The following is a 20,924-nucleotide window of genomic DNA, read 5'->3' on the forward strand; positions in this document are numbered from 1 at the left end:
GCTGTAAATGGCTGAAGTTTATATTGCGTTAGTGGATACACCGGGACTTTTCGCAAGCATTATTAAAAAAGTCATTGGCATTGACTATTGCCACGTTGTCCTCGCATTGGATGAAGCATTTGAACAAGCGTATAGTGTCAACCGAAGAAATCCGGCAATTCCCTATTTTGCCGGATTTGTTAGAGAAGATTCAGAAAAGATTCTACGCAAATTTCCTACAGCGTCTTACAGGATCATTCGTTTGCCTTGTTCAATTGAACAAAAGGAAAGGATTCAAAAAGAACTGGAAGCATGCTATGAAATACGCTGGAGGATTCACTACTGCCTTGTTGGGCTGCCTTTTTTAATGTTGAACCGTCCTTTTCATCAAAAGAATCATTATACGTGTTCTTCATTTTTAGCAAAGCTGCTTGATGAACAAGCAATTTCTTTATTTGATAAACATTTTTCGCTTGTAACACCGAGAGATTTCTATGAATTGACTCAGTTTGAGCAGATTTATGAGGGATCATTTTCCAAATATCTCAGTTATCAAGTTCAGCAGAAGGAGGCGAAGGGGCATGCTTGGTAAGTATAAACTCAGCATCGTTCTGCTGTTGCTACTAATCATACTGACGGTGAGTACTTTTCTTCAATCGAATGATCTTCCTGCAGTGGTTTCGGCTTTATCAGAGATGAGTCTTTTGTGGCTGACGCTTGGTATTTTGTCGGTTCTCTTGTTTGTCATTTTAGAAGGTGTGATGATTTGGCATTTATTGCGCTCTTTTCAAAAGGGGATCGGATTGTATCAATGTATCAGTTGGTCGTTCATTGGTTTTTTTGTATCAGGAATTACTCCTTCAGCGACAGGCGGACAACCGATGCAGATTTATTACATGAAGCGCGCAGGTATCAAGGTCTCTGCGAGTATGCCTGTGCTGATGATACTCGCTGTTTTGTATAAGCTGGTGATGGTAAGCATTGGAGCGGGGCTCAGTCTTTTCTGGGCAACAGGACTCGCGGCTTACTTCGGTGATTTTCTGTGGTTGTTTTACCTTGGGTTGGGACTAAATAGTTTTGTGGTTGTCTTGCTGATATTTATTATGCTCCGTCCGCTTTATGCGGAAAAGCTGATCTTAAAAATCGAGAGACTTTTGACCGCTATGCGTATTTTGAAAGAATCGCCGGAGCGGCAAACGAGATGGCTTTCTGCAATTGCAGAATATCAACAGGTTATCGGTTTTTTTCGTGAACATAAAACCACATTGCTTTCGGTTGCATTAATGACCTTTATTCAACGGTGTCTGCCTTTTCTATTGATTTGGATTATTTATCGGGGATTGGGGCTTTCAAGTGTGGGAATACTGTCCTTGATGGCTTTGCAGGCGGCCGTCACTTTGGCAATCGATCTGCTGCCGCTGCCAGGCTCTATGGGGGTAGCTGAATTTGTTTTTACAACGGTTTTTGCGGCTGTTTTTAGCGATAAGCTGCTGCCTGCTGCATTGTGCATCTCAAGAGGACTCAGTTTTTATCTGCTCATGATCGTGAGTGCGGCTATTTTCGCTGGGGTTCACTTTTCAAAAGGTAAAACCGTAAAAAAGGAATATCGTGATTTTTTAATTTAAAGAAATGACTAGAGGAGCTGATTTTAGATGATAAAAAGAAATAGACCAGATGTACTAGTAGTAGGGGCGGGTTTTGCGGGCTCTGTTTGTGCCAGAGAATTCGCCGAAAAAGGATTCAAGGTTTTAGTTTTAGAGCAGCGACAGCATATTGGCGGAAATATGTTCGATGGACCGGACAAGAATGACTTGATGATTCACTGGTATGGACCGCATATTTTTCATACGAATAATCAGACTGTTTTTAACTGGTTGGACCGCTTTACTGATTGGCGGCCTTATGAACACCGTGTTTTAGGAAGAATCAAAGGGAAAGAAGTACCGATCCCCTTCAACTTTACTTCGATAGATACGCTGTTTCCCAGTAAGACGGCTCAACGGTTGAAGAAAAGGCTTATTCAGGCCTTCCCAAACAAGGAACGGATCACTGTTTCAGAACTGACGGGTCATCAAGATGAAGAGCTGGCAGAATTAGGCGAATTTATTTTTGAAAATGTTTTTGTCCACTATACAGCAAAGCAGTGGGGAATTCCTGTCGAGCAAGTGGACTCCGCAGTAATCAATCGAGTCCCCGTTTTATTGAGTTATGATGATCGCTATTTTCAAGACGAGCTGCAGTTTATGCCTAAGAATGGTTATACGGAGCTGTTCAAGCAGATACTGAATCACGAGAATATTGTCTGTCGATTAGGAGTTTCCGCTGATGCGGCTCTTCGACTAGAAGCTGAAGGGCGTATTCTATTTGAAGGAGAAGTATTTAAAGGTCCGGTGATCTATACGGGGGCACCAGACCAGCTGTTGAATTATCACTTTGGCCGGTTAGAGTATCGTTCACTGGACCTGTCTTTTGAAACCATCAAAAAAACGCAATTTCAAAAGGCAGCAGTCGTTAATTATCCGAATGAGGAGAAATTTACACGAATCACAGAATTTAAACAATTGACCGGTCAAGTCAAGGAAGGGGTTACTGCAATTTTAAAAGAATATCCTAGTGCCTATACTGGCAAGGATAAACTTGAGCCATACTATCCGATCGAAACGGCGGCGAATCGAAAACAATACGAAGCCTATCGGAACAAGCTGATCACGTGGGAAAATCTTTATCTCTGCGGCCGATTAGCGCAATATAGATATTTTAATATGGATGAAGTGATTGAATATGCTTTGCAGCTTTCAGCAGCTATCATGAAATTAGATAGCGGATCATTCATCGCGAGTAATAGGTAAAAATCAAAAAGTACTGCAAGACTTCGTCTGAACAGTACTTTTTTGCTTGAACAAACGATAATCATTGTTCGAGCGTCCGATAAAAATTAGATGTAAAAAATGATAAAAAACTCGTGACCGAAATCAAGCAGTTTTTATGCTTTTGCAAAGGAATAGGTCTGGAAAAAAGCAAAGATCCAAGCTGAAGAGCATTTCGCTGCAGCAGGGATCTATAAAGTAATTATGGTCGAAAGCGATAACCCGCTCCCCAGACAGTTTGGATATGCTGCGGGTTGGCGGGATCTTTTTCGATTTTTTCTCGCAGTCTGCTGAGATGGACCGCCACGGTTCGGCTATCGCCGATTGCATCCAGTCCCCAAATTTTTTCGTAAAGAGCTTCTCGAGTAAAAACAATCTCAGGATTAGACATTAGAAAAAGGAGTAGCTCATATTCTCTGTTTTTAAACTCCACTTCGATGTTATCGACAAAAACGCGTCTTGTTTTGGTATTTAGTTTAAACTTCCCATAATCTAAAACTTCAGAAACGGCTGAGGTATTTTGCTGAGAGGCACGTGCATACTGAGCTAAGTTTGCTTTCACCCGAGCCACAAGCTCCATTGCTGAGAAGGGCTTTGTAATGTAATCGTCAGCACCGACACCGAGTCCCATGATCTTATCCGCATCTTCTACCTTGGCAGTTACCATTAAAATAGGAATGGAGAGTTTTTCCCGCAGCTGCTTGCATATCTCCACCCCATCCATATCAGGCAGCATTAGATCCAGTAAAATCAGATCGTAAGAATTGGAAAGGGCCTCTTCCAAGCCTAAATGACCGTTCATGACCACTTTTGTTTCATACCCATTAATTGTGAGAAAATCCTGTTCTATTTTTGCTATTGCCTTGTCATCTTCAATGATCAATACTTTATCCATTCTCGATCCCCTCCAATACTGGTAATGTGATGATGATTTTTAGTCCATTTTCTGGTCCGTTCTCCGCCTGAATCGTTCCTGAAAAGCGGTGGATAATCTTAGCTGAAATGGCTAACCCCAGACCATTTCCATTCCGTTTTCCAGTACTAGTGCGCGCCTTATTCCCGCGATAGAATATTTGAAACAACTTGTTTAAGGAATCCTCGGATACTCCGGGTCCGTTGTCCTGAAAGATAATCGTGATATGATCATTCTCCTGATAGGATTTTATCAGTAATTGGTTATCCTTTTCTGCTCCATACTTTAATGCATTTTCTGATAGGTTTGTAAAAACAGTCCGCAATTGAACAGGATCGGCTTCGACATATTTTTGGTGGGTCGTATTCTCCAATGTGACGGTCATGTTCTCTCCATAGTCTTCTGCGGCTCCTTTTGCAAAACTATCCAGAGCTAAACCGATATCGAAGATCTCTTCAGAAAAGGGAAACTCGCCAATATCCAGCTTTGAAAAGAGAAAGAGCTGTTGAACGATGTGTTCTAAGTCATCTGTTTTGGAAATGATTGTTTCCAGGTATTCTTTTTGCAGTCGTGGCGTAGCGGCAACACCCTCAACCAGTCCTTCTGCATACGTTTTTATCGATGTCAGGGGGGTGCGAAGATCATGAGAAATTCCAGCCACAAGTTCTCGCCGGTTCTCGTCGTCTTTTTTTCTGGCTTCGATTAACTCCTGCAGCTGCCTTGCCATCTCATTAAAATCATTGCAGACTTCGGCAAATTCATCCTTTCCTTCGTAGGTGATCCGATAATCTAAGTTTCCGTCCCTGATCTTATGGACACCATTGACGAGGATGTTCAAAGGATTGATGATGCTGCGAAAAACGAACCTTGTCAAGATTCCATTTGTTAATACGATCGCAAAGAGAATGAATATAGCAAATAATACGCCAGGATTGATTGTTTGGTTGATTAGATCAAAACGATTGTCTTTATCATAATCATGATCTTTGTTATAAAGATAAACGCGATACTGTCCGGCTTGAACAGTAAAAAGAGCAGTATTATCGATAGTATAATGGCCGCGGCTCTTATCTTTCTCCTGAGCCAAAGTAGTGAGAGGCGATGTGGTGAAATTGCCGTCTTGATAAAGCTCCTTATTTCCTTCATACAGAGCGATCGAAACAGCCTTGCTTTTTTGAGGAAGATCGAAGGAAGCAAGCTCACTTTTGATTTTTTCCTCGTCAGCATATTTCCATTCTGTTGATAGGCTTTTCATTTCCGCGACTGTTTGGTAGAACACATCATTGCTCCTTGAATGAAGATTGCCCTCTATGCCTGCATAGTTAAGAATGATATTGATAAAGATTGTTGATAACAACAAGCATAACAATATCGGTATGATGATCATTAAGATGTTGGAAAAAATCAGTCGTCGTCGAATGGTCACGCCCTTCACCCCCCTTTTTTAACAGTATACGAAATATGCACTGCCTATTTCACCTTTTTAACGAGATAAGCGTAAAAAGTTTTCGTCATTTTTCACGGCTTGGTCAGAATAGGGTTTAATGCTTTTGCCAGCAAGCAGCAAAACCGGACTTAAAGGACCTATTATCAGATTGCCGATTGCAATTCAGTGTGTGAAAGGATTGATCAGAAAACTTCTTTTGCCTTCCTTATTAGAGGGTAAACAAAAAGGTATAAATATGTCGCACGAAATAGTTAACAGTTGTTAAACTAGCGAAGGGAAAAGCTGGGGGACTAGCGTATGTAGCCTGTTAAAATATATCGAATGATCGATATATTTAAATTGGTGAATGAGCTTCGTGATTTACTGAAAATTTTCAGCATCTTCTTTGACAAAAGTGACCACATGGTGTTAAGGTGGTATGGTCACTTTTTTAGAGGAGGATATTTTTTTGAGTAAAGTTAAGGTAGAACATCTGACTAAAATTTTCGGCAAGAAGCACCAGCAAGCCCTTGCGATGATTCAAGAGAATCGCGACAAGAACGAAATTTTAGCACAAACAGGTGCAACTGTCGGTGTATATGATGCAAGTTTTGAAGTCAATGAAGGAGAAATTTTTGTCATTATGGGGCTTTCCGGCAGCGGAAAATCCACAATGATTCGTTTATTAAATCGCTTGATCGATCCAACTTCTGGTGAGATTTACATAGATGGAGAAGACATTGCCAAAATGGACAAAGAAGCACTGCGAGAAGTGCGTCGTCATAAGATCAATATGGTTTTTCAAAATTTTGGTTTGTTTCCTCATCGGACGATTTTAGAAAATACAGAATACGGTCTTGAAGTTCGAGGCGTGTCTAAGGCGGAACGTCAAGCTAAGGCAGAGAAGGCCTTAGAAAACTCGGGCTTATTAACATTTAAGGATCAATATCCTAGTCAATTATCCGGTGGGATGCAGCAACGGGTCGGTTTAGCGCGGGCTTTAGCCAATGATCCAGAGATTTTATTAATGGATGAAGCTTTCTCGGCCTTGGACCCATTGATTCGTCGTGAGATGCAGGATGAATTATTGGATCTGCAATCAAACGTGCAAAAAACGATCATCTTTATTACCCATGATTTGAATGAAGCCTTGCGTATCGGTGATCGAATCGCTTTGATGAAGGACGGACAGATCATGCAGATCGGTACAGGAGAAGAAATCCTAACCCATCCAGCAAACCAATATGTCAGAGACTTTGTTGAGGACGTGGATCGTTCGAAGGTCTTGACTGCCCAAAACATCATGGTACCTGCTTTGACGACGAATATCGAAGTTGATGGACCGAATGTTGCGTTGAATCGGATGCGCAAAGAAGAAGTCAGCATGCTTTTAGCTGTGGACCGCAAGCGTAAGCTGAAGGGGAGTCTTACAGCCGATAAGGCATTAGAGGCTCGCAAAAACAATTTAACACTGAAAGAAGTCATCGATAAAAATGTCCGCCGCATCCCTAAGGATATGCTGGTTACTGACATTTTCAATCTGATTTTTGATTCGCCGGCACCGCTGGCCGTAGTCGAAGGCGACCGTTTAGTCGGCGTCGTTATTCGCGGCAGTGTCTTAGAAGCGTTGGCAGATACAGAAACAGAAGAGGTGAAATTGAATGTTTAATTTTTTACAGCAAGCTTTGCCCGTCGCAGATTGGGTTGAAAGTTTTACAGAATGGTTAACAGGAACATTTGCAGGACTGTTCTCAGCGTTGCAGCATGCAGGACAATTTTTGATGGATGGGATGACGAATCTGTTAACGATGATTCCGCCCTTATTATTGATACTTATCTTAACGGTCGCCGCCTTTTTTATCTCCAATAAAAAATGGGGACTGACGAGTTTTACTCTGATCGGCTTATTATTTATTTACAATCAAGGTCTATGGATCGACTTGATGAGCACAGTTACTTTGGTGCTTTTATCTAGTCTACTGTCAATCATCATCGGGGTACCATTAGGTATCTTGATGGCGAAAAATGAGACAGCGAAAAAGATCATCACGCCGATCTTGGACTTCATGCAGACGATGCCGGGATTCGTGTACTTGATCCCAGCCGTTGCCTTCTTCGGAATCGGAATGGTTCCCGGGGTTTTCGCATCAGTGATTTTTGCTTTGCCGCCAACTGTACGTTTTACTAACCTAGGGATTCGCCAAATTCCGAAAGAATTGGTGGAGGCTTCTGATTCATTTGGTGGAACAGGGCGTCAAAAATTATTTAAATTAGAATTGCCGTTAGCAAAAAGCACGATCTTAGCAGGGATCAACCAAACAACGATGCTTGCTCTATCAATGGTCGTGATCGCGTCAATGATCGGAGCTCCCGGTTTGGGTCGCGGTGTACTGTCAGCGTTGCAGCGTGCGCAGGTTGGGAATGGCTTTGTCAATGGTTTGGCATTAGTCATTTTAGCCATCATTATTGACCGCTTCACGCAAAACATCAATAAACCAAAACAACAAGCGGCTGAAAAAATGCCGAAAACGAAAAAGAAAAAAATCGGGATTGCAGCAGGTGTCGTAGCGGCAATTGTGTTACTGGCTTCCTTTGGCTTCGGCGGATCATCTAACGAAAACAAAGGAACGATCAACCTAACTTACGTGGAATGGGATACAGAAGTTGCATCCACCCATGTAGTCGGCGAAGTCTTAAAAGAAATGGGCTACAACGTCAACATGACACCATTAGACAATGCGATCATGTGGGAATCTGTCGCAAAAGGCGAATCGGATGCAATGGTAGCTGCTTGGCTGCCAAACACTCACAAATCACAATTTGCTCAATACAAAGATCAAGTCGATGATTTGGGTGTCAATCTGAAAGGTGCTAAGGTCGGCATCGTCGTTCCAGATTATATGGACGTAAACTCGATCGCAGATTTAAGTGATCAAGCCAATAAAACGATCACGGGAATCGAGCCTGGGGCAGGAGTTGTGAACGCAGCTGAAAATACCTTGAAGGCTTATCCAAACTTAGCAGATTGGAAAGTCTCAACCTCATCATCAGGTGCTATGACCGTCGCACTTGGTCAAGCAATCAAAAAGAAACAGCCGATCGTCATTACCGGCTGGTCGCCGCATTGGATGTTTGCTAAATATGGATTGAAATATTTGGAAGATCCAAAAGGGGCAATGGGATCAGAAGAAGCGATCCATACGATGGCACGTAAAGGACTGAAGGAAGACCAACCTGAAGCCTATAAAGTATTGGATAATTTCCATTGGAACCAAAAGGATATGGAAAATGTCATGCTCGCCATCAATGAAGGAACAGATCCATCTCAAGCAGCCAAAGACTGGATCAAAGACCATCAAAAAGAAGTCGATGAGTGGAAGAAATAGTCGAAGCAGAAAATTGCTGGTCCATGGGGATCAGCAATTTTTTTGTCTAAAATTCTTGAACGCTCAACTTTCATAAATCTTTTCAAAAAAGAGTGATTCCCATTAATTACCGTTTTCATGATTAATGATGAAAAAGGGATGCCTTTTAACAAAGAAGGAAATTGACTATGATGAATATAAGAGATAGTGAGAGTGTCTAGTTAAATGATTTATGGCAACCCATTTTTCTCTTGGAAAATGATTATTTCAAAACGAGGAGGTGTGAAAATGGAAAAAAGCATGCGGCGTCGGAATCAGTTATTATCATTACTTCTTTCTGAAAGCGATTACAAAGCGACGGATTATTTTAGTGAGAAGCTGGAGGTTTCGGCAAGAACGATTTTGAATGATGTGAATTTTTTGAACAAGGAACTGGTAAAAAAAGAGATTGAGATCGTCAAGGTTCCGCGGCACGGGATTAAATTAGTTGGCATTGACGGGAAAATCAGTCAGATTGCCGATATTTCAGTGGAAAATGGCGTGGATGTTTATGACGTATTGGGCAGAAGAGAAGCGATCTTTCGTCAATTATTTCTGAACCCAGAAGGCCGATTGTTAGAAGGCTTGGAAATCGATTTTTTTATCTCTGATTCAACACTTAAAAAGGATTTGGATTATTTGCAGCGTTATCTGCGTCGTTTTGAAGTTAAGATTTGTCAAAGCAAACGCAAAGTTGCACTCAAAGGAGCAGAGGCGGATATTCAACAATCCTATCAAAATTTTCTGATGACGAAGTTTCCTGATACTTTGCTGGTCAATAATGATGAGCTGCTGATCCAATTGAGTAATTATTTTCCGGAGACACGGATTCAGCTAGTCAAAGACACGCTGGAGAAGTTTTCGGATATGTTTTATAGCGATATTTCAGATAAGTATTTTTCAGCAATTTTTCTTACATTTTTATGTTTGCTTACTCGAGCAGATAAGGGCTGTCATATGACAATCGAAGAAAAGAAGAAAAACGAATTAGAAGATTTGGCGCTTTACACTCAAACCTATGAAATCTGCGCCTTCATTTCTGCTAACAGTTCGATCGAGCTTTGGTACCCCGATATTTATCATTTATCTGAAACACTCTATGCCATGAATGTAAAACCCTATTACAAATCAGCGAAGCAGTATAGCGATTGTTATCAAGAAGCGGTAGAAGAATTGATGGCCGATTTAGGCAATTTGCTGAATATTGATTTTTCCGGTGATCAGGAATTACATGATTCGCTGATGACTCATATCGTACCGATGATCTATCGTCTGCGTCGCAATATTTTGATCAAGAATCCTTTTATGGAGGAAATCAAAAACCGCTATTTATTGTTGTATTCCATGATGTGTTACGCCACCAGCAGTATCGCACAACGTTTTTCAATCGAAATTACTGGTGATGAGATTTCTTTTCTGGTGATTTATTTTCAAGTTTCTTTGGAACGAAAGTATGGTGTGAGCTTCCGCAATATTTATGTGGTTCTTTCGCGCGGGCTGATTACTGGTGATTTGATTTATACGAAAATTCGGCGAATCATTCCTCATACGGACAAGGTGATTCAAATGACGACAAAAGATTTCGCGCAGGTGACATTAAATTCGCGGGATGTCGTTGTGACTACTGATACCAGCTTAAAGGCCAAAAATGTCGTATACATTTCTCCGATGATCAAAGACGAAGAGATCAGCCGCATTGTCCATACCTATTACAAACGCTACAACGCGACTGCAAAAGAAAAGGCGCAGGTTCAAAATCAATGGATCAATCCCGAACTTATTTTTCTGCAGCAGCATGTGGAGAATAAGGAAGAGTGCTTGAATTTCATGATCCAACAATACCAGAAGCTGGGGATTGCGAAAAAGAATTTCGGTGAATCTGTTTGGGTCCGGGAGAAGTTGGGCGATACTAGTTTTTCTGTCAGTGTTGCGATTCCCCATGCGGACCCGAGTGAAGTCAATCAAACCTCGATCGGGATCATGACATTGGATAAGAAAATAAATTGGGGCATCAACAATGTCAATGTGATTCTATTTTTCGCCATTTCGGATACGGATATCGATGCGGCCAAGAGCAAAATTACCGGCTTACTTGAGTTTATCGAGAAGGAGGAGAATGTTGAAAAGCTGATACAAGTAACAGACAAACAGACACTTTTGGATTTAGTGATGGGGGAAGGGAGTGCAATTTAGGTGGCTGATTTTTGGGATGAAATGTACTTAGACGAGCATTTGGTAGATTTGGAAATGGACGAGCCGGATAATTTTTCAGCATTGGCAGCATTAGCCGATCGTCTTGAGGAAAATCAGTGTGTTAATGGAGCATTCAGCTTGGCGATTCAAGAGCGGGAAAAAGAATTCGCGACCGGCTTGCCCCTGGAGCATATCGGGGTTGCGATTCCTCACACCGATTCAGAATATGTCTTCAAGCAATCGATGGCGATCGGTATTTTAAAGCAGCCGGTGATGTTTGAAATGATGGGTTCCCCGGAGGTCCTAGTTCCGGTAAAAATCATGTTTATGCTGGCGATCAAGGAACCGAAAAAGCAATTGGAATTTTTACAGGCATTGATCGATATGTTTCAAACAGACGAAAAGGTCTTAGCAATTATTCAAGCAAAATCGGCAGCGGAAGCCGTGAAAAAAATGAAACAGAATTTAAATTAAGGACGTGGAAAAAATGAAAAATATTTTACTAGCATGTGGTTCAGGGATCGCGACTTCAACAGCGGTCAATGGAAAAATTTCTAAATTATTGGATGAAAATGGTTATAAAGGCAAATACAAAATTACGCAATGCAAGATCTCCGAAGCGCCTAACAAAGCATCTAATTATGATTTTTTGATCTCCACAACGGTGATCCCTAAAGATTTGGACTGTGAATCTGTTTCGGGCGTATGCTTTTTGACTGGTGTGAATACCAAACCGACGATCGATCGCATTTTAGAGTTGATGGAACAGTAAGCTGCACAAAATAATACGAGTAAAGAGAGGGAATAATCATGGATACTATTATTAAAGTGTTTCAATTTATTCAGGGGTTGGGTGTATCCGTTGTAATGCCAATTGTCATTTTTATCATTGGTTGTGCCTTCCAAACTGGCGTTGGGAAAAGCCTTCGGGCAGGTCTGACGGTTGGGGTCGGCTTTATTGGGTTGAACTTGGTCATCAACTCGTTGTTAGGAACCAGTCTTTCGCCAGCTGTGCAGGCGATGGTTGATCGCTACGGTCTCAGTTTGTCGACGATCGATGTAGGATGGCCGGCTTCTGCGGCGATCGCGATGGGTTCGACAGTTGGACTGATCATCATCCCGTTAGGATTATTGGTCAATATTTTGATGCTGCTGACCAACACGACTCAAACAGTTGACGTAGATATTTGGGATTATTGGCACTTTGCCTTTACCGGGGCATTAGTAGCGATCATTACCGATACTTTGTGGTTAGGGATTGTTGCGGCAGTCGTAAATATGATTATTATTATGGTTTTGGGAGATGTTACCGCTCCGGAGGTGGAAAAATCACTGGATCTGCCGGGTGTTTCGCTTCCCCATGGGTTCACGACCGCGTATGCACCGATCGCGATGGTGATCAATAAATTGATCGATCTGATTCCTGGAGTAAGAAACATCAACATTAATATGGATACTGTTCAAAAGCGCTTTGGTGTTTTCGGCGAACCGATTTTAGTTGGAACCTTCCTAGGAATTATTATTGGGATTATCGCAGGATACAACGTGACCGACGTATTGACACTAGGTGTTTCGCTGGGAGCTGTTTTGGTCTTGATTCCGAAAATGGCGGCTTTATTGATGGAGGGTCTGATCCCAATCAGCGATGCGGCCAGCGAGTTTATTCAAAAGAGATTCCAAAATCGCGGAAAAATCTATATTGGACTTGATTCTGCGGTAGGTGTGGGTCACCCAGTTACTTTAGCGATCTCATTTATCTTAGTTCCATTATTGATTTTCTTGGCAGTTGTATTGCCGGGAAATACAGTGATGCCATTTGCCGATTTGGCAGTTATCCCGTGGATGTTCGTATTGATCACACCGATCGTAAAAGAAAATGGCTTCAGAGGGTTGATCGTCGGATTAATCGTCTTAGTTTTTGGTCTATGGATCGCCACGGATTTAGCACCGATGATCACGACTGCTGCCAACAATGTAAACTTCCAAATGCCGGAAGGGGCATCGCAGATTTCATCGATTTGTGATGGTGCGAATCCACTCACTTGGGCGATCGTTCGCTTAAATGGACTGGGCTATATCGGTACCGGAATTGGGGCTGCTGTTGCGGTGGTCATGGCGATTTGGAATCGCAATCGAATCAAAAAAGAAGCGGCGCAACTGCATGATGGCGGAGAAGCAGCTTAATTCTTTAATAAAGGGGGAGAGACGAATGAAACGGTTCGAATACGATAAAACATTGTATTTCATGGATGTCCTAGTTACAGGCGTAGTCTCATTGATCGTTTTCCTCATTGCGGTCAGCTCGATCATAATCAATTGGATGCCGGCATTGATGGGGTTAGTCGGAATCGTTGCTTTCTATAGTTTTTGGAATGCCCTCGTTGCCAAAGTCACACCAAAAGAAGTGGATGTAACAGGTGATACTCTGATCTTGCGTTCCTTTAAACGAATTGACGATTACAGTCTGACCCAGCTGAAAAGCTTTAAGATCCGAGAGTTTCCGTCAGCGGGAAAAATGTATTTGCGGATGGACGGCGGCGGGATTTTAAGAGGGCGCTATTGGTTGAATACAAAAAATTATAATGATGGTCAAGAGCTGTTTCGCTTATTACTGGATTTGGAATATGAAAAGCATCCAGAATCATTGAAGGCTCGTGCAAGAAGAGTCAATACTGAATATAACGCGCGGATTAAGAAGAAAAAAGAGGCCAGCTGATGTTAGAAAAAGAAAAAGCAGAAATTATCGCAGCAGGAATAAAATTGGACCGCTATGGATTGATTTCCTTGTCTGGCGGGAATGTGAGTATGCGGGTGGATCAGGAAACATTATTGGTTACCCCCAGCGGAATGATGTATGAAGAGATGGTTCCCGCTGATGTTCTAGTGATGAACCTTGAGGGGGAAGTCATTGAAGGTGCGCGGCGTCCGAGTGTCGATACGATCGCTATTCGTTATATCTTTCAGCAGATGCCGACTGTTAATGCGGTCATCCATACGCATCAGCCGTATGCCACAGGGATTGGTTTAGTAGTCGATCGAATCGATTGTGATGTGACGACACTTGCCAATACCGCAAAAGGTCCTGTCAATGTAGCTCCGTATAGTTCAGCCGCCAGTATCGACATGGGTTACGCGGTCGTTGACCATATCGGCGATCAATTAGCGGTCGTACTAAAAAACCATGGTGTCGTAACCATAGGGAAAAGTTTGAAGGAGGCGCTGTATGCAGCTGTCTACTTAGAAGAAGCGGCCAAAACATTGTATGTGGCTCATTCTTATGGCGGCGACATTGCCAAACTTGATGAGGAGCAGATTCAAACGGCGGTTGAAGTATTTAAGGATTATGGACAGAGTAAGAGTTGATTTTTTACTAGATAGATAGGTAATGAGAACTGTCTGCCGATTTTGGCAGACAGTTTTTGTTTTCCTTATTAGGGTTTTAACAGCACCTTCAACTCTTTCCCATTCATCGCTAACCTGAAGGCTTCTTCCCACTGATCCATTGGCAGGATTTTCGTGATTACTGGTGACAAATCGATAGTAGAGGTTTGCAGCCATTCAATCGTTTTATGCCAAGAGCTGGTCTTTTGGGTGCGGGAGCCGATGAGTTGGATTTCTTTGTTCAGCAGCAGGCTCATATCGACAGGTACGGGATTTTTTGCGAACAACCCCTCTTGAATAACGATCCCTTTCTTTTTAACGATCTCCAGAGCTTGCTGTAAAGCTTGGGGGCTGCCGGAGCATTCAAAAACTTGATCGAAGCCTAGCTGATTTGTTCTTTCTTCAAGCAAAGCGGTCCATTCGATTGTTTGGCTGTCGATGACTTGAGCGATACCCAGCTCCTTGGCTTTGGCTAAACGATAAGCGTCTTTTGAGATACCGATAAGCGTCACCTCTGCTCCCAAGGACTTCACGACTAATGCCATTAAGACACCAATCGGACCTGGGCCGAATACGGCGATTTTCTCATTAGGATGAATGTGTGTTTTTTCCATGGCGGCGTGAATACAGCAAGCAAGCGGTTCGATCAAGGCAGCGACCTCATTTGAAATGGTATCTGGCAGTTTATGACAGCGTTCAGCTTTTGCCAAAACAAACGTGGCGAAGCTGCCGTCTACTTGCGTACCGAGTCCTTTTCGCTGGCTGCACAGATTGTATTCTTGAGCCAAACAGTGGACGTATTTTTCACAAACTTGATAGGTGGTCTCACTAACGACCCGGTCTCCAATGGTTAGATCTGTTACTTTATCCCCTTTTTCATGAACTATACCAATGAACTCATGACCCAATGTAAGTGGTATTTGTTTGTTATATTCTCCTTTGAAGGCATGAATATCCGAACCGCAAATACCGCTGAACATTACTTTAATTAAGACCTCGTCATCTTTTGGCAGTGGCTTGTCTAAATCACATAATTCCATATTACCCAACCCGTCAGCTACTTTTCTTAATGCTTTCAATGCAATGCCCCCTTAATTAATTCTTTTATTTAATATATGTTATTAAAAATAAATCTTTTTTAGTATGCCAAGCGTAGCACAGAAGCTGATCGGCTATCTATCACAATTCTTTTGAGAAGTGAACAAAAAGGATTGGTCTTGTGAAATAATAGGGGGGAGATACAATTAAATGTGTAGAGGTGATAGTGATGAACAGAAGAATCAATAAAATTTTATTGGATATTTTGCATGAAAAAGAAGATTCATTGGCCAATTATGCAAAATTATTTAAGGTCTCCGAACAAACGATTCGCAATGACGTCAAAGAAATTAACTTTCAATTGGAAAGCAGTGGTGGAAATAAAGGTATCTATTTAGAAGATGGCTACCTGCAAATACCGAAGGAGGTCGATCTAAAGGAGCTGTTCAAAACCTATGCATCGTTTCAACACTATCATTTAACCCTCGACGAACGCCGCACCATCCTAGCTTTACTTCTGATTACTAGTCACGATTACGTGACAACTTACTATCTCTCTGAATACCTCTTAGTGAGCCGCAATACGTTAGTGAGTGATATCGAGGCATTAAAAAAGTGGTTTGCTAAGAATGATCTGATTTTACTTTCTCATATTGGCAAAGGCTACAAGGTCGCCGGTGATGAAATAAAGATTCGCAAGGCAATGACGAAGCTGATTATCTTCAATGGATTGTTTGATTACGGCTATGATTACGCCTTAGGCTGGGAAAACAATATTTTTCAAAACCTATTGCTGGATATCATTGATTCAGATAATCGTTACCAAACGGTCAGCCAGCTGTTGATGGAGGCTGAAAAGGAAGAACAACTGCAATTATCCGATTTTTCTTATCAGGAGATGATCTGCTATTTGATTATTATGATCGAGCGGATCAAATTTAGTCATTATATTGAGACTTCTGAAACGTTGGAGGGAATGCTGGAGAGTTCAAAATCCAGTTTTGCCAAAGCAATCATCAAAAAAATCGAGGAAGCGTATGCCATCGAAGCGACTAAGGGGGAACTAGGGTATCTGATCTCGATTTTACGCAGAAAAAGCTACATTAAAAATAATGGCCGTAAGATTGATTCGATTGAGATCCAGATTTTGATCAATGAGTTTATCTTCAATCTGGCGAAGGAGATGGATATCAAGTATTACTTGAACGGCGATTTATTCGACCTGCTGGAAAATCATTTAAAGCTGTTGATCTACCGACTTTCCTTAAATGACAGCGTGGTAAATGTTTTGTTTGACGAAATCTATCAGTCTTATCCAGAAATGTTTGAGATCGTAAAACGAAATTTGCGCGAGATTGAAAGTTACTTAGAGGTCGATATTCAGCAGAATGAGTTATCGTTTATTGTCATGTATGCGATGGCGATCTTAGAAAACAGCAGCAACACGCATTCCAAGGGCCAGATACGACTGCGGATCGTTTGTAATTCCGGCAGCGGGACGGCCCAATTGATCAAAGTGAAATTATTATCGGCATTTCCGCAGATTTCGGTGATTTCTGTTGATTCCTCTCATGCGTTGCAAAAGGTTCAGCCGGATGATCAGGATTTGATCGTCAGCACGGTTCCTTTGAAGTTTGACCAATCACCGGTTGTGCTGGTGAATCCGATTTTGACCGAGCAGGATATCGTTCGAATCCAAAAAGCATTGTATAAGATCAAGCCGCGTCATTTCATCGATCAAGATTACTTGATTACTAAAGAAGAAGCGATGATCGAAAATTTCTTGCCAATCATTCAAAAATACATTGATGCGGGAGAATATCAAAACTTTTTAAGTGATATCGAATCCTTCAATCGCTTGAATGAACGCTTAACAGCAGAGCCGCAAGAGGTTAGTCGTTTGACGTCGATCTTGAGTGTGGAGCGTATCGAACTGGATCGGCGGTGTGAAGATTGGCAGGCAGCGATTAAAGAAGCCGGCCGATTATTACTGGCAGATGAGTTGATTACGGAAGAGTACATTCAAGGGATGATCCAGATGGTCGTCGAAAATGATTCGTATATCGTTATTTCTCCGGGCGTTGCTATTCCCCATGCGGAATTTTCTCACGGAGCGAAAAAGATCGGCGCGAGCTTTGTCCGTTTAAAAGAGCCGATAAACTTTAATCATCAGAAAAATGATCCAGTAAAATATGTAATCGCTTTCTCTTTGCCGGAAGGTGTTTCGATCGGAACCTGTCTATATTATTTTACTGAAATCTTAGCAACGGAAAATTTTTTAGAAATAATGGATCAGTGTCGTTCCGAACAAGAGGTAATGGTTCAGTTAAGAAAATTAGAAGATAAAGTGATGGGGTTTCCTTATGAATAAACTACTGAGTAATGAAAATCAAAAATTTCTGTATTATGCCTTTGACGAAAAGGAGCAAACAGCGCTATTGACGAAAATGAGCAAGGTTTTAATTGATGCAGGCTTTGTCCACGAAAGCTACAAAGATGCGGTGATCGAGCGTGAACGTGTCTTTCCAACGGGATTGCCGACACAAGGTATCAACGTGGCGATCCCTCATACGGATTCGATCCATGTAAAAAAGGAAGGTTTTTTAGTAGGTGTGTTAGAGCAGCCGGTCACGTTTGAAATGATGGCAAGCAAGGATGTTTTTTTAGAGGTAGAACTTATTTTTATGCTGGCGATCAAACAGCCGGAGGACCAATTGGTGATGCTGCAGAAATTGATGTTGTTGTGTCAGGATGAAAAAAATCTACAGTTACTAAAATCAAAAGAGAAGGTTGTTGAGGTGGAGGAATTATTGAAGACGATCCAGTGAGGACTGGGTGCTCTGTTTGAATCTCAGGGCTTAGTCGTTTTCAAAAAATCATTTATAAAAAAGGAGAAAAAACTATGTTAGATATGCTTAAAGCGGGAGTTAATTATATCTTAGATCTTGGCGCAGCGGCGATGCTGCCGATCATTTTGACCATTTTCGGTCTGGTTTTAGGCCAGAAGCTAAGTAAGTCATTTCGTGCTGGTTTGACTGTTGGGATTGGTTTTACTGGTTTGAATCTGGTGATTGGCTTGCTTTCTGATTCGATCGGCAAGTCCTCGCAGGCGATGATCGAGCGATTGGGATTGCAATTGGATATTTTAGATGTTGGTTGGCCCATCGGTGCGGCAATAACGTTTGCGACACCGATCGCAGTTATTTTGATTCCAGTCATCTTTATTTTTAATATCATCCTGCTGCGGTTTAATCAGACTAAAACGATGGACGTGGATTTGTGGAATTATTGGCATTTGATTTTTCCGGGAGCGATGATTTATTACGCGACAAACTCGATTTGGATCGCAATTGTTTGTTCGTTGATTAATACGTTCGTCATCTTCAAGCTGGCGGATTGGACTGCACCAGCAGTGGAGCATTTCTTCGGCTTGCCGGGAATCTCGCTGCCCCATGGAGAGACGGTCAACTTTGCTCCGCTGACATATGCGCTGAATCGTTTGTGGGATAAGATTCCTGGGATCAACAAAATCGATATCAATGCTAAAAATCTAAAGGACCGTTTAGGAATCTTTGGTGAACCAATGATGATCGGTTTGGTTCTAGGTGTCGGAATGGGGCTGCTGGCAGGCTATGACTCTCAAGCTATTATTCAGTTAGGTGTTCAAACATCAGCAGTTATGATCTTGATGCCAAGAATGGTGGCCCTATTGATGGAAGGTCTGTCACCAATCGCTGAAGGAGCAAAAACATTTATCCAAAAACGTTTCCCGGGAAAAGAAGTTTATATCGGTTTGGATGCGGCAGTTGTGACCGCTCATCCGGCGATTATCACTGTGGCTTTGTTGATGGTACCAATTACGATTTTACTGGCGGCTGTCTTACCGTTCAACCGGCTCTTGCCGTTTGCTGATTTAGCTGTACTGCCGTTTACAGTGATTTGGTCAGTGGCAGCTTCAAAGGGCAATATTTTTAGAGGCTTGCTGAATTCCGTTGCATCCATTTGTATCGTATTATTCATCGCGACGAATCTAGGGGCTCTGACGACAACCATGGCACATGCGGTAGGCTTTGCTTTTCCGGAAGGCGCAACCATGATTTCCGGGATCGATATGAGCTGTCATATTACCTTGTGGATCATGCTGAAATTGATCGATCCATCGAATTTACCGGCCTTTATGGCAGGGATGATCGCCTTAGTTATGTACGGAGCTTTATGGTTCTGGACACGCAATGACATCAAAAAACAATATGGTCTGCCAACTGGAAAAGATGATCCAGATAATACAATCAAGGGAGCTGAGATGAATGAATAAAAAACATATTTTAATTGCTTGCGGAACAGGAGTGGCGACATCGACGGTTGTTTGCATGCGCGTGAAGGAAGAGTTGGAAAAAAATAATATTCCAGCGACAGTTGAACAATGCAAAGTTGCCGAGCTGCCTTCAAAAATCCATGGAGCCGATCTAGTTGTGACTACTACCGCTTATGAAAGCGATGATATTCCGGTAATTCGGGCATTGTCGTTTTTGACAGGAGTCGGGATCGAGGAAGATGTACAGAAAATTATTGATATTTTGAGTTAAAGGAGCCGCAGGCGATTTTGTCTCAACAAAACACTTAATTAGGAATGGGAGCGAGCTCATGGAAGGAAAAGTTGCCGTAATTACTGGTGCGGCTAAAGGAATCGGTCGAGCGATCGCGAAAAAATTTGCAGAAGCTGGCGCGTATACGGTAATTTTGGATTTTGACCAAAAAAGCGGCGAACAAACAGCCGCTGAGTTTTCTAACAACTATGCAGAATCATTGTTCATTAAGACGGATGTTTCTGATCCGGAATCGTTAAAGCGGGCCAGCGATCAGGTTTTGGCGCATTTTCAACGAGTCGATATTTTAGTAATCAACGCGGGAATCAGTTACTTGCATTCCATTGATGAAATTTCGATCAAAGAATGGCAGCGTGTCCTGCATATCAATTTGGACGGGTCTTTCTATACCTTAAAGGCCTTTTGCGATCACTTTGTAGACGATGTTGGAAAAGTAATTTTTATTACTTCCGGCTCGGCGATCACGGGAACTGGCGGCGGCATGCATTATGCCTCTTCAAAGGCGGGACAGCACGGGTTGATGCGGGCTGCTTCAAAAGAGTTCGGGCCTAGGGGAATCAATGTCAATGCGATTGCACCAAGAGTCATTCAGACAGATATATTAGATACCCTTTACCCTGATGATGCGAGTCGGGAGGAGCTGCTGAAAAAGATCCCGCTGCGGCGCATCGGTCAGCCAGAGGATATCGCGAATCTGGCATTGTTTTTAGCAAGTCCGGAAAGTTCTTATATTCATGGACAAATCATATTAGCAGATGGTGGAAGAACCTATTAAAGGAGAGCCTATGAAAAAAATTTTAGTCGTTGCCGGAACTTCAGATAACAAGCGGAATTTCGCAGTGAACTACATTAGCGAGTTTATGCGGGATAAAGGAATGGAAGTTGAGGTAACAGGAGAAAGTATCTATGACGTAACAGAAGTTGCAGAAGACATTTCAGCGATCGTAGCGATTGGACAGCCCCAATTTGATACGGCGATTCCGATTGTAGATGGGACACCTTTTATTACGAAGTTCAATATGGACAGCTGCTGCCAGCAATTAATCGAAAAAATGTAAAACGAAGAATGGAAGGCGCTGGCTGCAAGGAAGTTGTACTTTCATGATTAATGATGAA

The 20,924-nt window shown here is 42.1% G+C and carries 20 protein-coding genes; 17 read left to right on the top strand and 3 right to left on the bottom strand.

The genetic code is table 11. The features are described 5' to 3' along the window. Positions 1-7 precede the first annotated feature (7 nt). From A5875_RS13440 to glf, 3 genes are read left to right on the top strand one after another with little or no spacing between them, the layout of a single operon-like run. Positions 8-571 carry a hypothetical protein gene (locus A5875_RS13440; protein ID WP_088934067.1) on the top strand — a complete coding sequence of 188 codons (564 nt, stop codon included), beginning with the start codon at positions 8-10 and terminating at the stop codon, positions 569-571. Beyond that, positions 561-1,604 carry a lysylphosphatidylglycerol synthase transmembrane domain-containing protein gene (locus A5875_RS13445; RefSeq protein ID WP_176244677.1) on the top strand — a complete coding sequence of 348 codons (1,044 nt, stop codon included), beginning with the start codon at positions 561-563 and terminating at the stop codon, positions 1,602-1,604. Before A5875_RS13440 ends, A5875_RS13445 begins: the two co-directional genes overlap by 11 nt. 27 nt (positions 1,605-1,631) lie before the next feature. After that, the gene (glf, locus tag A5875_RS13450) at positions 1,632-2,828 is read left to right on the top strand and encodes a UDP-galactopyranose mutase (protein ID WP_088934069.1); all 1,197 of its coding nucleotides are present in this window, start codon (positions 1,632-1,634) and stop codon (positions 2,826-2,828) included. Between the two features lie 220 nt (positions 2,829-3,048). Here the strand turns inward: glf and A5875_RS13455 are convergent, their stop codons facing one another. After that, positions 3,049-3,741: a response regulator transcription factor gene (locus tag A5875_RS13455; RefSeq protein ID WP_088934070.1), complete on the bottom strand. Its 693-nt coding sequence runs from the start codon at positions 3,739-3,741 to the stop codon at positions 3,049-3,051. Continuing rightward, positions 3,734-5,185 (bottom strand): sensor histidine kinase, encoded by a 1,452-nt coding sequence (locus A5875_RS13460; RefSeq protein WP_088934071.1) that lies wholly within the window; start codon positions 5,183-5,185, stop codon positions 3,734-3,736. The genes A5875_RS13455 and A5875_RS13460 overlap by 8 nt, the downstream gene beginning before the upstream one ends. A 469-nt stretch (positions 5,186-5,654) precedes the next feature. Here A5875_RS13460 and A5875_RS13465 point away from each other — a divergent pair, with 469 nt between their 5' ends. The 8 genes from A5875_RS13465 to A5875_RS13500 all read left to right on the top strand — a co-directional run bounded on the left by A5875_RS13465 (position 5,655) and on the right by A5875_RS13500 (position 14,145). Then, positions 5,655-6,854: a quaternary amine ABC transporter ATP-binding protein gene (locus A5875_RS13465; RefSeq protein ID WP_088934072.1), complete on the top strand. Its 1,200-nt coding sequence runs from the start codon at positions 5,655-5,657 to the stop codon at positions 6,852-6,854. Beyond that, a complete protein-coding gene (locus tag A5875_RS13470) occupies positions 6,847-8,571 on the top strand; it encodes an ABC transporter permease/substrate binding protein (RefSeq protein WP_088934073.1) in 1,725 nt (574 codons plus the stop codon). The genes A5875_RS13465 and A5875_RS13470 overlap by 8 nt, the downstream gene beginning before the upstream one ends. 267 nt (positions 8,572-8,838) lie before the next feature. Then, positions 8,839-10,782, top strand: a complete 1,944-nt coding sequence (locus tag A5875_RS13475; RefSeq protein ID WP_088934074.1) for a BglG family transcription antiterminator — start codon at positions 8,839-8,841, stop codon at positions 10,780-10,782. Next, complete coding sequence (locus A5875_RS13480) at positions 10,783-11,256, top strand: PTS sugar transporter subunit IIA (protein WP_088934075.1); 474 nt, start codon at positions 10,783-10,785, stop codon at positions 11,254-11,256. A gap of 13 nt (positions 11,257-11,269) precedes the next feature. Next, on the top strand, positions 11,270-11,554 hold the full coding sequence (locus tag A5875_RS13485; protein ID WP_088934076.1) for a PTS sugar transporter subunit IIB: 285 nt from the start codon (positions 11,270-11,272) through the stop codon (positions 11,552-11,554). A 38-nt stretch (positions 11,555-11,592) separates the two neighbouring features. Further along, entirely contained in the window at positions 11,593-12,966 is a 1,374-nt protein-coding gene (locus A5875_RS13490) for a PTS galactitol transporter subunit IIC (protein WP_088934077.1), read from the top strand. A 25-nt stretch (positions 12,967-12,991) separates the two neighbouring features. Next, the gene (locus A5875_RS13495) at positions 12,992-13,498 is read left to right on the top strand and encodes a hypothetical protein (protein ID WP_088934078.1); all 507 of its coding nucleotides are present in this window, start codon (positions 12,992-12,994) and stop codon (positions 13,496-13,498) included. After that, complete coding sequence (locus A5875_RS13500; RefSeq protein WP_088934079.1) at positions 13,498-14,145, top strand: class II aldolase/adducin family protein; 648 nt, start codon at positions 13,498-13,500, stop codon at positions 14,143-14,145. The genes A5875_RS13495 and A5875_RS13500 overlap by 1 nt, the downstream gene beginning before the upstream one ends. A gap of 68 nt (positions 14,146-14,213) precedes the next feature. On the opposite strand, the gene A5875_RS13505 is transcribed toward A5875_RS13500, so the two are convergent. After that, on the bottom strand, positions 14,214-15,242 hold the full coding sequence (locus tag A5875_RS13505) for a zinc-binding dehydrogenase (protein ID WP_088934080.1): 1,029 nt from the start codon (positions 15,240-15,242) through the stop codon (positions 14,214-14,216). A gap of 188 nt (positions 15,243-15,430) precedes the next feature. Here A5875_RS13505 and A5875_RS13510 point away from each other — a divergent pair, with 188 nt between their 5' ends. From A5875_RS13510 to A5875_RS13535, 6 genes are all read left to right on the top strand, one after another. Beyond that, positions 15,431-17,572, top strand: coding sequence for a BglG family transcription antiterminator (locus tag A5875_RS13510; protein WP_088934081.1), 2,142 nt, complete (start codon positions 15,431-15,433; stop codon positions 17,570-17,572). Continuing rightward, a complete protein-coding gene (locus tag A5875_RS13515; RefSeq protein WP_088934082.1) occupies positions 17,565-18,029 on the top strand; it encodes a PTS sugar transporter subunit IIA in 465 nt (154 codons plus the stop codon). Before A5875_RS13510 ends, A5875_RS13515 begins: the two co-directional genes overlap by 8 nt. A gap of 74 nt (positions 18,030-18,103) precedes the next feature. Continuing rightward, positions 18,104-19,516, top strand: coding sequence for a PTS galactitol transporter subunit IIC (locus A5875_RS13520; protein ID WP_088934083.1), 1,413 nt, complete (start codon positions 18,104-18,106; stop codon positions 19,514-19,516). Continuing rightward, entirely contained in the window at positions 19,509-19,787 is a 279-nt protein-coding gene (locus tag A5875_RS13525) for a PTS sugar transporter subunit IIB (RefSeq protein WP_088934084.1), read from the top strand. Before A5875_RS13520 ends, A5875_RS13525 begins: the two co-directional genes overlap by 8 nt. Positions 19,788-19,845: 58 nt before the next feature. Next, positions 19,846-20,583: an SDR family NAD(P)-dependent oxidoreductase gene (locus A5875_RS13530; RefSeq protein ID WP_088934085.1), complete on the top strand. Its 738-nt coding sequence runs from the start codon at positions 19,846-19,848 to the stop codon at positions 20,581-20,583. A 10-nt stretch (positions 20,584-20,593) separates the two neighbouring features. Next, the gene (locus A5875_RS13535) at positions 20,594-20,866 is read left to right on the top strand and encodes a hypothetical protein (protein ID WP_088934086.1); all 273 of its coding nucleotides are present in this window, start codon (positions 20,594-20,596) and stop codon (positions 20,864-20,866) included. Positions 20,867-20,924 lie beyond the last annotated feature (58 nt).

Origin of the sequence: Enterococcus sp. 3H8_DIV0648 (genome assembly GCF_002140655.1) — a bacterium.
GTDB lineage: Bacteria > Bacillota > Bacilli > Lactobacillales > Enterococcaceae > Enterococcus_A > Enterococcus_A hulanensis.